The sequence below is a fragment of the Clostridium sp. NSJ-145 genome (assembly GCF_021044725.1).
Classification (GTDB): Bacteria; Bacillota; Clostridia; order Clostridiales; family Clostridiaceae; genus Clostridium; species Clostridium disporicum_B.
Genome location: NZ_JAJNOS010000001.1, coordinates 344402 through 356544, shown reverse-complemented (window position 1 = coordinate 356544; position 12143 = coordinate 344402). Strand labels below are relative to the sequence as shown.

Sequence of the window (12143 nt, the reverse complement as noted above, 5' to 3'; positions counted from 1 at the left end):
AAGGCTAGTTCTTTTCATTTAAAAAATATACAATAAACTAAATCCTAGATTTAGATTTTCACTTATAGTAAAATTGTTTTAAAGGGGATGAGAAATTATGGGTAAAACAATAATATTAAATTTATCTGATGTAATTCTTGAAGGAGATATTTTAGATGTTGGAGAAAGTTATGGAGTAATTTACAACCTATCTAAAGAGGTCTTTGATGAATTAGCAATAGATTATGTAGAAGATAATAATAAAGATATATTGTTATCAGAGGGATATGATACGTGTACAATATTCTTTTATCTAAGCGATATTTGGAGAGAAGGTGGTAGGGCTAAACTTATTGAGGATGTGACAAGGTTTGTTAAAAAGGGTGGTAATATTTATATATGGGATATTAATAAAGAGATAGGAAAAGTCTTTAATAATAAGATAAGAGCTGTATTACCATCAGAAAAGATTAAAGAATTTGAGTTTAAAAACTTAAATATAATGTCTAAGTCAAACTTAGAAGATACAAAAAAGCTATTAGAGCCCAACTATAAGATTACAGAAGAAAAAATATGGGAAGATATTTACTTTGTAAAAGGTAAAAAACTATAGCCCAAGAGAAAGGAAGAAGAAATATGAAGATTTTACTTACAGCTATAAACTCAAAGTTTATTCATAGCAATTTAGCTGTTAGATACCTAAAAGCATTTACGGAGGATTTATCTTATGAATGTTCTATAAGAGAATTCTCTATAAATGATAGAGATGAAAAGATACTAGAGGAGATAATTAAAGAAAAACCGAATGTTGTAGCATTTTCAACTTATATATGGAATATAGAGATGGTTACTAGACTATCTAACTTAATAAAATTAGTAGATAAGGATATAGAAATTCTATATGGAGGACCAGAAGTTTCTTATGATAGTCTAAATATTTTAAAGGAGTTAAATGGAGATTATATTATTCAAGGTGAAGGTGAAAAAACATTTAGAGAGTTTGTAGAGTATAAATTAGGTAATAAAGATTTAGAATCTATTAGAGGATTATACTTTAAAAAAGGTAATGAAGTTATATTTAATGGAAATAGACCTCTTATGAATATGGATGAAATAGTATTTCCGTATAAAGAAGATGAAAATTTAGATAATAAAATAGTATATTATGAAGCATCTAGAGGTTGTCCGTTTAATTGCAAATATTGTTTATCATCTACAACTCATGGAGTTAGATTCTTAGATATAGAAAGAGTAAAGAGAGAATTACAATTTTTTATAGATAAAAAAGTTAGACTAGTAAAGTTTGTTGATAGAACTTTTAACTGCAATTTTAAATTTTCTACAGCTATTTGGGAGTTTTTAATAAATAGTGATACTAAAACTCAATTCCACTTTGAAATTTCAGCAGATATATTAAAACCACAAGAATTAGAGATTTTAAGAAAGGCACCTAAAGATAGATTCCAATTTGAAGTTGGAGTTCAAACTACTAATGATGATGTCTTAAGACAAATTAATAGATTTGTAAATTTTAGTGATATAAAAGAAAAAGTATTAGAACTTTTAGCAATAAAAAATATAAAGCAGCATTTAGATTTAATTGCAGGGCTTCCAGGAGAGGACTATACATCTTTTAAAAAATCTTTTAATGACGTATATAGTATAGGGCCAGAAGAAATACAACTAGGTTTTCTAAAATTGCTTAGAGGCTCTTCGATGAGAGAAGAAGCAGAGCTTTATGCTATGAAATATTCACCATATCCACCTTATGAAATTCTTTCTACAAAAGATATTTCTTATGATGAATTATTAGTTCTTAAAAAAGTTGAGCATATGGTAGATAAATATTATAATTCACAAAAATTTAATAATATAATTAATTTCTTTGTAGATAAGTTTGAAACTCCTTTTGACTTCTTCTTAAAATTAGGAGAGTTTTTTGAAATGAAGGATTATTTTAATAGAAATATAGGAAATAGCGAATACTATAAAGTGTTCCTAGAATTTAATAACGAAGTATTAAAAGATGATAATACTATTTTAAGAGACATAATAAAATACGATTATCTTACTTTTAATAAAAGAAGAGGTATGCCAGAGTTTTTAGAAAATAGAATGACTAAGGAGGAAGAAAGAGAGATAAAAGATAAGCTAAGAGATGATTATTCGTTTAAAGAAAACTATATTGAAAATTTCTGTATAGACATAAAAGAGTTTATAAATAATAAAAAAATAATTAATAAAAATACTTATTATATTTTTGGATATAATGGTGGAAATTTAGATATAACGGATAAAATATAGCGGTTTATAGATAAAAAAGAGAGTATTAATCGTTTACTTGTTATATAATTTAAATTATTAGAATAATTTCTTTGGTAAAAGTTAGTTGATTAATAAAGAAAACAGTGTATAATTATAGATAATAAAAAGTAATTAATACTATATAAAGTATTAATATTTATATCATTAGAAGTTAATAAAAGGTGGTGAGATTTTGGCGTTAGAAGCAATTAAGGAAATAAAGAATGCAGAACAAAAAGCTGATGAGATGATCAATGAAGCAAAGAAAAATGCAGCAGAGATGATTCAAAAAGCTAAAAGTGAAGCTGATTCTAAGTATAATGAAATTCTAAAAGAAGCGAGAGCAAAAGCAGATGAGATAATAAATCTTGCTATTGAAGAAGGAAATTTTGAAGCTAAGCCTATATTAGAAAAAGGTGAAAAGGAAGTTTATGCTATTAAAAATGTAGCTAATGATGTTAAAGAAAATGCTGTAAATATAGTTGTTGAGAGGATAGTGAAGAGTTATGGCAATAGTTAAGATGAATAAATTCACTTTGCTAACTTTTAAATCTCATAAAGAAGAACTTCTTCGTAAACTACAGGAATTTTCAAAAGTTGAATTCATAAATTTACAAGATGAAAATATCTTGGAGAAAAATGAGGAGTTACAAGATCTTGCGAAAGATGAGATTAGTCCAGAAAGTGCAGAGCTAGAGGAAAATTTATCAAAAGCTAAATTCGCTCTTGAATTTTTAAATAGCTATATGCCTAAAAAGTCAGGAATTAAGGCTCTTGAAGATGATAAAGAGTATGTAACTATCGATGAATTAGATAAAAAGGTAGAATCATCTAATTGGCTTGATATTTATACTAAGGTGAAGAAAGAGGAAGAGAAGCTAACATCATTAGAAAATAAAATAGTTAAGCTTCAAGGTGAAATAGACATATTAACTCCATGGCAACCACTTGATATTCCATTCAAAGCTTTAGAAGAGTTAAAAAAGACTTCTTACTTTTTAGGTAGTATTGCTAAACAATATGAAGAAAAATTACTTGAAGAGTTACAAGATTCATATGTTGAGATTATATCAAGGAATTCAAATGGTACGAACATACTAGTAATAGCAAACAAAGAAAAAGAAGATGAAGTATTAAGTACTATTAGAGGGTATGGATTTAGCCCGTTTAAAACAGAACATAAAGATAGTCCACAAAAATTAGTTATGGACTATACAGCAGAAATTGAAGAGATAAAATCAGAAATATTCTTCGTAAAAGAAGAGATATCTTCTTTAGAAGATGAAAATAAAACCTTAAAGTTAGTATATGATTATTATTCTAACAAGTTAGGAAGAAAAACTGTATCTACTAATTTCTTAAAGACAAATAACACTATAACAATTCAGGGGTGGTGTCCTGTTGAAGATAACGAAAAATTAAAAGAAATATGTAATGAACAATTAAAAGATGATTATTATATAACTTTTGAGGATGTAAAAGAAGAAGAAATAGATGATGTGCCTATAAAACTTAGTAATCATAAGTTAAGTAGAACATTTGAATCTGTTACAGAAATGTATAGTTATCCAAAATATAATGAGGTAGACCCAACACCATTACTTGTACCTTTTTATCTAGTGTTTTTTGGAATGATGGTAGCAGATGCAGGATATGGAATTGTAATGCTTGTTGTAGCATTTTGCGCAATGAAATTTATAAAACTTACAAAGAAAAATGAAGATTTTGCAAGATTCTTTTTCTATTTAAGTTTTCCAACTATCTTTTTTGGATTAATCTATGGTTCGTTCTTTGGAGATGCAGTAAAAATACCAGGGCTTATAGATCCTTCAAGAGATATTAATACAATATTAGGAATGTCAATAGTTTTAGGAGTAATTCAAATATTCTTTGGACTTGGTATAAAGGCATATGTTCTTATAAAAGATGGTAAGAAAAAAGATGCATTTTATGATGTAGGAGCATGGATTATAACGTTAGTATCAATAGGATTATTAGCAGGAAGTATCATGCTAAAATGGCCACCGATTATGAAATATATAAGTATAGGTGGATTAATAGTTGGTGCTGTAATTATAGTTTTAACTGGTGGTAGAACTGAGAAAACTAAGGGAGCACAAATTGGCCAAGGCCTATATGCATTATATGGAATTACTGGGTATGTATCAGATTTAGTTTCATATACAAGACTTATGGCTTTAGGTTTAGCTGGTGGAAGTATTGCAGGAGCATTAAATATGCTTATTGCACAATTACCACAAGGCATAGTAGCTATAATAATAGGTCCAATAATTTTTGTTTTAGCTCACATATTTAATTTATTATTGGGATTATTAGGAGCATATGTTCATACAGCAAGATTACAATATGTAGAATATTTTTCAAAATTCTACGAAGGTGGAGGAAAGCCATTTACTCCATTTAAATCATCAGAAAGATATATTAATTTAAAGAATAATTAGGAGGAATAAAAAATGAATAATATGACATGGATACAATTTTTAATGGAAAATAGTGGGGGAATAATCTTCGCAGCTTTAGGTATTGCTTTAGCAGTTGGATTATCAGGAATAGGATCAGCAAAAGGTGTTGGATTAGTAGGGGAAGCAGCTACAGGACTTGTAACAGAAGAACCAGAAAAGTTTGGTAAAGCATTAGTTCTAGAACTATTACCAGGTACTCAAGGTTTATACGGTTTCGTTGTTGGATTTCTAGCATTTACTAAATTATCAAGTGGTATGACACTTTCTCAAGGATTATATATTTTTGGAGCTTGTCTTCCAATTGCTTTAGCAGGATATTTCTCAGCTATAGCTCAAGGTAGAGTTGCAGCAGCTGGTATTCAAATATTAGCTAAGAGACCAGAACATAATACTAAAGGTATTATATTATCAGCTATGGTTGAAACATATGCATTATTAGGATTCGTTATTTCATTTATGTTAGTTATGAAAACATTCTAGGATTGGAGATATAAAACTATGTCAGATGTGAAGAATATTACTTCTAAGATCCTAAAGGATGCTGAAGTAGAAAGGGATAGTATTTTAGCTGCTTCAGAGGATGAGAAGAATAAAATAATTTCTAAGAGAGTTAATAGTGCAAAAGCTTTAGAAGATGAAATATTATCTAAGGCTGAGCAAGAAGGAAAATCTAAAAAAGATAGAATAATTTCTTCAGCAAAATTAAAAGTAAGAAATGATAAGTTAGCTCAAAAACAATCAGTAATAGATGATGTTTTTGATGAAGCTTTAAATAAATTATGTACGTTATCTGCAGACGAATTAAGTAACTTTATTAGAAGAAGTATTCTCTCTATGGATATAGAAGGTGATGAGAACTTAGTTTTAAACCATGAGGGATTAAAGGTGATTGGATTAGAATTTATGGATTCATTAAATGCTGAATTAAAAGATAAAGGACTTAAGGGTGAAATAAGACTTCTTAAGAAAGAAGGAAGTTTTAGAGGTGGATTTATATTAGAAAAGAATGGTATAGAAATTAATAACACATATGAAGCTTTAATAAGCTCATTAAGAGATGAATTAGAATTTGAAGTTGCAAAGGTGTTATTTAGTTAAGGAGGGTAACTATGGATGTAATGCAGTTTACTCAAGCTCTTTCAAGAATTTGGGTATTTGAAACAAGACTCCTTGATAGAACTAAAATTGAAAGAATGATCGAAGCACCTTCAGCAGAAGAAGCTTTAAAAATTCTTAATGAAACGGAATATTCTAATATATTAAGTAAAGCAAAAAGAGTTAATGATTATGAAAATATTTTATCTTATGAATTAAAGAGAGTTTACGAATTAATGTATGAACTTTGTCCAGTTAAAGACGTAGTAGATTTAATGAGCGTAAAATATAGATATCATAACTTAAAAGTATTACTAAAAGGAAAGTTTCTTTCAAAGGATTTATCTAATCTTTTAATAGATTTAGGGATAGAAGATTTAAAGGAATTAAAAAGTATAATTGATTTAGATAACTTTGATGATTTAAAAGGATATACTAAAAAAGCTGTTATTGAAGTTGTAAAAGATTTTGAAGAAAATAAAGATCCACAAAAAATCGATATTATTGTAGACAGATATATGTTTGATGAAATGCAAGATATAAAGAAAAAATTAGACTATAAATTTACTGATAAACTTGTTTTGGCAACAATCGATCTAACTAATATTAGAACTTTAATTAGACTTAAGAAGCAAGGGCAAGGAAGAGAATTTGCATCAAAAGTATTAATTTCTGGTGGAGCTATTGATAAAGATACTTTAATATCAATTATAAATGAAACTCCTGAAAATATAATAACTAAGTTAAGCACTACAATATACTCAGATATTATAAAAGAAGGAATAGAAAACTTTAAGGAATCTAACTCTGCAAGTCTTTTAGAAAAATTAAGTGATAATTATATTATGGATTTAATGAAGGGTGCTAGATTAGTTACTTTTGGACCAGATAGAATATTATCATATATCTATGCAAAAGAAACAGAGATTAAAATTATTAGAATTATTATGGTAGGTAAGCTTAATAATATTTCTCAGGAAGTAATAAGAGAAAGGCTGCGTGATAGTTATGTATAAGAAAATTGGAGTAGTTGGAGATAAGGACTCGGTTTTAGCTTTTAAAGCATTAGGAATAGATGTATTTCCAGTTGTTGATGCAGATGAAGCTAGAATAGCAGTAGATAAGATGGCTATGAATGATTACGCAGTTATATTTATAACAGAACAAGTTGCAGTTACAATAGAAGAAACAATAGAGCGTTATAATAAACAAGTACTTCCTGCTGTAATATTAATTCCAAGCAATCAAGGAACTTTAAATATAGGTTCAAAGAGAATAAGTGATTCAGTGGAGAAAGCTGTAGGAGTCAATATATTATAGGAAGGCAGGTTAGAGTGTTGAAGACTGGAAAGATAATTAAAGTTTCAGGTCCTTTAGTTGTAGCTGAAGGAATGGATGAAGCTAATATATATGATATGGTTAAAGTTGGAGAAAAAGGTCTTATCGGAGAAATTATCGAGATGAGAGGAGATAAGGCATCTATCCAAGTTTACGAAGAAACAACAGGTATAGGTACTGGTGACCCAGTTGTAACAACTGGAGAGCCTTTAAGCTTAGAGTTAGGACCAGGACTTATTGAATCAATGTTTGATGGAATTCAAAGACCATTAGATGCTTTTGAAAAAGCTGCGAATTCACCTTTCTTATCAAAGGGAATTTCAGTTAATTCATTAAACAGAGAAAGAGTATGGGACTTTAAACCTACTGTTCAAATTGGAGATGAAGTATCAGCAGGAGATATAATTGGTACAGTTCAAGAAACTACAGTTGTATTACATAAGATAATGGTTCCATATGGAGTAAGTGGTAAAGTTAAAGAAATAAAATCAGGTGAGTTTACAGTTGTTGATACAGTTTGTGTATTAGAAACTGAAAAAGGGGATAAAGAACTTACTATGATGCAAAAATGGCCTGCAAGAAAAGGTAGACCATATGAAACAAAATTAAAACCAACAGTTCCAATGACAACAGGACAAAGAGTTATAGATACATTCTTCCCTGTAGCAAAGGGTGGAGCAGCTGCAGTACCAGGGCCTTTCGGAGCAGGTAAGACAGTTACTCAACACCAAATTGCAAAATGGGGAGATGCTGAAATTGTTGTTTATGTTGGATGTGGAGAACGTGGAAATGAGATGACAGACGTTCTTAATGAATTCCCAGAACTTATTGACCCTAAAACTGGGGAAAGCTTAATGAAAAGAACAGTTCTTATAGCTAATACTTCAAATATGCCAGTTGCAGCTAGAGAAGCTTCAATATATACAGGTATAACTATAGCTGAATACTTTAGAGATATGGGATATTCAGTATCAATAATGGCTGATTCAACATCAAGATGGGCAGAAGCATTAAGAGAAATGTCTGGTAGACTTGAAGAAATGCCAGGAGATGAAGGATACCCTGCATACTTAGGATCAAGACTTGCTGAATACTATGAAAGAGCTGGTAAGGTTATTTGCTTAGGTAAAGATGGAAGAGAAGGATCAGTAACTGCAATAGGAGCAGTATCACCTCCAGGTGGAGACCTTTCAGAACCAGTTACACAATCAACTTTAAGAATAGTTAAGGTATTCTGGGGATTAGATGCTCAATTAGCATATAAGAGACACTTCCCAGCAATAAACTGGTTATCATCTTATTCTTTATATGCAGATACTATAGATGCTTACTTTAATAAAGAAGTTGCTGAAGACTGGTCAGAATTAAGAATGGAAGCTATGGCTTTATTACAAGAAGAAGCTAGCCTTGATGAAATAGTTAGATTAGTAGGTATAGATGCTTTATCTGAAAAAGATAGATTAAAGTTAGAAGTTGCTAAGTCAATAAGAGAAGACTATTTACAACAAAATAGTTTCCATGAAATTGATACTTATACTTCACTAGAAAAGCAATATAGAATGTTAAAATTAGTTTTATTATTTAAGAAAGAAGCGGAAAGAGCCCTTGAAGCTGGAGTATACTTAAATAAAATTTTAGAATTAGAAGTAAGAGATAAAATAGCAAGAGCTAAGTATATTCATGAAGATGATATAAATAGAACAGATGAAATTGCAGAAGAGCTTAAGATTGCTATTGATGATTTGATACGCGAAGGAGGGGTTCTAAATGCTTAGAGAATACAGAACTGTAACCGAAGTTGTAGGGCCTTTGATGGTTGTTGAAGGAGTTAGTGGTGTAAAGTTTGATGAGCTAGTAGAAGTTGAAATACAAACTGGCGAAAAAAGAAGAGGTAAAGTTCTTGAGGTAAATGGATCTAGAGCTATGGTTCAGTTATTTGAAGGTTCTTCAGGGATAAACCTAAAGGGTACAAAAGTAAAATTCTTAGGAAAGCCTCTTCAACTAGGGGTATCTGAAGATATGTTAGGAAGAGTATTCGATGGTATGGGTAACCCTATAGATAAAGGACCAAAGATTATTCCAGAAGCTTATAAAGATATAAATGGTGAAGCTATAAATCCAGTATCAAGAGATTTTCCAGCTGAATTTATTCAAACAGGAATATCTGCTATAGATGGATTAAATACTCTTGTTAGAGGACAAAAGTTACCAGTGTTCTCAGCAGCAGGTCTTCCACATGCGCAATTAGCTGCTCAAATAGCAAGACAAGCGAAGGTTTTAAATTCAGATTCTAACTTTGCTGTTGTATTTGCAGCTATAGGTATAACTTTCGAAGAATCTCAATTCTTCGTAGATGAATTTAAAAAGACTGGTGCAATAGATAATGCAGTTCTATTTATGAACTTAGCATCTGACCCAGCTATCGAGAGAATAGCTACTCCAAGAATGGCATTAACAGCTGCTGAATTCTTAGCATATGAAAAAGACATGCACGTTCTTGTAATTATGACTGATATAACAAACTATGCAGAAGCTTTAAGAGAAGTATCAGCTGCAAGAAAAGAAGTACCAGGAAGAAGAGGATATCCAGGATATCTATATACTGACCTTTCTACATTATATGAAAGAGCAGGAAGAATTAGAGGTAGAAAAGGATCTATAACTCAAATTCCAATACTTACAATGCCAGAAGAAGATAAGACGCATCCAATTCCAGACTTAACTGGGTATATTACAGAGGGGCAAATAATTCTTACAAAAGAGTTATACAAAAAAGGTGTAATGCCTCCAATAGATGTATTACCTTCACTATCAAGACTTAAAGATAAAGGTATAGGTAAAGGAAAAACAAGAGAAGACCATGCAGATACAATGAATCAATTATTCTCAGCTTATGCGCAAGGTAAGCAAGCAAAAGAATTATCTGCTATCTTAGGAGAATCAGCTTTATCAGATACAGATAAGAAATTTGCTAAATTTGCTGAAGCTTTTGAAGAAGAATATGTTTCTCAAGGATTTGAAACTAATAGAACAATAGAAGAAACATTAAACTTAGGATGGAAATTACTTAAGATTCTTCCAAAGACAGAGCTTAAGAGAATTAGAGATGAATATCTTGAAAAGTATATGCTAAGAGAGGAAGAGTAGAATATGGCAAGATTAAATGTCAATCCTACTAGAATGGAACTCACAAAGCTGAAGAAAAGACTAACTACAGCTACAAGAGGACACAAACTTCTTAAGGATAAGCAAGATGAGCTAATGAGACAATTTATTAATCTTGTTAAATATAATAATGAACTTAGAAAGTCAGTAGAAAAAGAACTTGAAGGTTCATTTAAAGATTTCGTTATGGCAAGTGCTGTAATGAGCTCTGAATTCTTAGAGGAAGCAGTAGCTTATCCTAAGGAAAGTATATCTGTTGAAGTAGGAACTAAGAATATAATGAGTGTTAATGTTCCAGAAATGACTTTCCGTAGACAACTTCAAGATGATGAAGGAAGTATATTCCCATATGGATTTGCAAATACTTCAAGTGAATTAGATGATGCCATAACAAAGTTATATACAATATTACCTAAATTACTTGAACTTGCAGAAGTTGAAAAATCTACTCAGCTTATGGCTGATGAAATTGAAAAGACAAGAAGAAGAGTTAATGCTCTTGAATATATGACTATACCTCAACTTCAAGAAACTATTAAATATATAAGAATGAAGTTAGATGAAAATGAAAGAGGAGCCTTAACTAGATTAATGAAGGTTAAGGATATGATTCAATCAAGAGGATAATAAAAAGCTGTGGAAACACAGCTTTTTCCATTGTAACACTTTTGTAATTGCTAAAGATAGAAAACAATAGTATAATTCTTATATACAATAGACGATTGACAAAAGTTATATACTAAATTAATTAAGGAGTACTATTGATGAAATATTTACTAGCGATGATTATTGCATTTTCTGTAGTGTATTTTATTACACCTATGCTAATGAAAATGTCATTTAAATATAATTTTACAGATAAGCCGACAAAGAGAAAAATACATAGGGGAGAAACTCCATTATGTGGAGGTATAGCTATGTATATAGGATTCTTTATTACTTACTTTATTTCTTTTTGGAATCATCCCTTTGATGAAAAATATGGAATATTTATTGGAGCAACTTTAATTGTTGGAATAGGGCTTGTTGATGATTATTATAAAAGTGTAGGAAAAGAATTTGCAATTATGCCAAGACTTATAGTACAGTTACTTGCAGCTACAATAGTATTCTTTTCAGGAGTATCCTTTAATGGATTTACAAATCCTTTTACAGAGACATATATAGCATTACCTACAATTATACAATATGTACTAACTGTTACTTGGATATTTGGAGTGACAACTGTTATTAATTGGTCTGATGGTATGGACGGTTTAGCCGGAGGATTATCATTTATATCTGCAATGACATTTGCAGCTACTGCTATTGTTCTTGCACAACCTCCATCATTGATATTTTCACTTATAACTGGTGGATGTGTATTAGCATTTTTATTATACAATAAATATCCTGCTAAAATATTTATGGGAGATTCAGGGGCTAACTTTTTAGGATTTATTTTAAGTATTATTGCTTTAGATGGAGCATTTAAGCAAGCAACGATATTAAGTTTATTAATACCTATATTAGCTTTGGCCGTTCCTATTTTTGATAATATTTTTGTTATATTTAAGAGATTTTCAGAGGGTAAGCCTGTTTATCAAGCTGATAGAAGTCAAATACATTATAGATTGCAGGAAAAGGGATTAACTACAATTGAAGTAGTTACGTCAATAACACTAATAAGCTTAATATTTAGCATAATATCGATAATAATTTTGTTAGTTAAATTTTAAAATTATATTGCGGAATAAACTCATAGATATTTAAAGTATCTGTGAGTTTTTTTATGATTAT

The 12143-nt window shown here is 29.9% G+C and carries 12 protein-coding genes; all 12 read left to right on the top strand.

Features of this window, described 5'->3' with window-relative positions:
• Positions 1-97 precede the first annotated feature (97 nt).
• The 12 genes from LQE93_RS01830 to LQE93_RS01775 all read left to right on the top strand — a co-directional run bounded on the left by LQE93_RS01830 (position 98) and on the right by LQE93_RS01775 (position 12082).
• Positions 98-592, top strand: coding sequence for a hypothetical protein (locus LQE93_RS01830; protein ID WP_055267327.1), 495 nt, complete (start codon positions 98-100; stop codon positions 590-592).
• 23 nt (positions 593-615) lie between these two features.
• Complete coding sequence (locus LQE93_RS01825) at positions 616-2283, top strand: B12-binding domain-containing radical SAM protein (RefSeq protein WP_231071765.1); 1668 nt, start codon at positions 616-618, stop codon at positions 2281-2283.
• 193 nt (positions 2284-2476) lie between these two features.
• Entirely contained in the window at positions 2477-2803 is a 327-nt protein-coding gene (gene ahaH / locus LQE93_RS01820; RefSeq protein ID WP_055267332.1) for an ATP synthase archaeal subunit H, read from the top strand.
• Positions 2790-4745 (top strand): V-type ATP synthase subunit I, encoded by a 1956-nt coding sequence (locus LQE93_RS01815; RefSeq protein ID WP_231071764.1) that lies wholly within the window; start codon positions 2790-2792, stop codon positions 4743-4745. Before ahaH ends, LQE93_RS01815 begins: the two co-directional genes overlap by 14 nt.
• 12 nt (positions 4746-4757) lie before the next feature.
• Positions 4758-5246, top strand: coding sequence for a V-type ATP synthase subunit K (locus tag LQE93_RS01810; protein ID WP_055267336.1), 489 nt, complete (start codon positions 4758-4760; stop codon positions 5244-5246).
• Between the two features lie 18 nt (positions 5247-5264).
• A complete protein-coding gene (locus LQE93_RS01805; protein ID WP_055267338.1) occupies positions 5265-5864 on the top strand; it encodes a V-type ATP synthase subunit E in 600 nt (199 codons plus the stop codon).
• A gap of 11 nt (positions 5865-5875) precedes the next feature.
• Entirely contained in the window at positions 5876-6877 is a 1002-nt protein-coding gene (locus tag LQE93_RS01800) for a V-type ATP synthase subunit C (RefSeq protein WP_055267340.1), read from the top strand.
• Positions 6870-7181 (top strand): V-type ATP synthase subunit F, encoded by a 312-nt coding sequence (locus LQE93_RS01795; RefSeq protein WP_055267360.1) that lies wholly within the window; start codon positions 6870-6872, stop codon positions 7179-7181. Before LQE93_RS01800 ends, LQE93_RS01795 begins: the two co-directional genes overlap by 8 nt.
• Before the next feature lie 17 nt (positions 7182-7198).
• Entirely contained in the window at positions 7199-8974 is a 1776-nt protein-coding gene (locus tag LQE93_RS01790) for a V-type ATP synthase subunit A (RefSeq protein WP_055267361.1), read from the top strand.
• Complete coding sequence (locus tag LQE93_RS01785; protein ID WP_055267342.1) at positions 8967-10346, top strand: V-type ATP synthase subunit B; 1380 nt, start codon at positions 8967-8969, stop codon at positions 10344-10346. The genes LQE93_RS01790 and LQE93_RS01785 overlap by 8 nt, the downstream gene beginning before the upstream one ends.
• 3 nt (positions 10347-10349) lie before the next feature.
• Positions 10350-10991: a V-type ATP synthase subunit D gene (locus LQE93_RS01780; protein WP_055267343.1), complete on the top strand. Its 642-nt coding sequence runs from the start codon at positions 10350-10352 to the stop codon at positions 10989-10991.
• Positions 10992-11128: 137 nt separating this feature from the next.
• Positions 11129-12082, top strand: a complete 954-nt coding sequence (locus LQE93_RS01775; RefSeq protein ID WP_231071762.1) for an MraY family glycosyltransferase — start codon at positions 11129-11131, stop codon at positions 12080-12082.
• Positions 12083-12143 lie beyond the last annotated feature (61 nt).